This window comes from Areca yellow leaf disease phytoplasma, assembly GCF_041920595.1.
Genome location: NZ_CP169277.1, coordinates 230,578 through 231,234, shown reverse-complemented (window position 1 = coordinate 231,234; position 657 = coordinate 230,578). Strand labels below are relative to the sequence as shown.

General features: G+C 31.1%; 1 protein-coding gene. It reads left to right on the top strand.

Features of this window, described 5'->3' with window-relative positions:
- Positions 1 to 182, top strand: a 182-nt coding sequence (locus ACEW7V_RS01325) for a hypothetical protein (RefSeq protein WP_374695635.1), incomplete at its 5' end; no start/stop codon positions are given.
- Positions 183 to 657: the final 475 nt, after the last annotated feature.

Below are 657 nucleotides of genomic sequence, written 5' to 3'. Positions count from 1 at the left end.
AGCAGCGTTCAGTTCGTATTATCCATAAGAACTTTTCACTATTAACTTTCTTTTTGAATGGCTGTAAATTAATTGAAAAAAAGCTACATCTATTTTATCGTCCTCCTTTTATACAATGTCCCCGGAAAGGGCGCTCCAAAATATTTTGTGATGAAAAAGCCAAACAAACTTTTGACAACTAAAAAAACTTAAAAGATGGTTTAAGATACAAGGACTTGGAGAATGAATCCTAATAACTTTGGGAAACAACTATTAGATTTAAACTCATTACTCTTCTCAAAAAGCCTCCAAAGATGACCTTAATGCTTTAAGTGATGGAAGGAAAGCCTTAATGGAAGCAATTGACACCCAACATGTTAATGGGAGAAAAAGTCTTACTAAGAAAAAACTTCATCTTAGAAAAAGCATTAGAAGCTGATTTAGACGTTTAATTATAAATAATTATTTTTATACAACTAAAACTAACAAACTATAACATTAACTAACAACTAATATATATTTAAAAAGAGGTTAAAAATGAGCGACCAAAAAACTCAAAACAATGAAGCCAACAATCACAAAGACCACGATCATGGCAACATTCTCCAAGAAGTAAACTTAAGCGAGGAGATGGAAAATCCTTCTTAAGTTATGCAATGAGTGTAATTGTATCAAGAA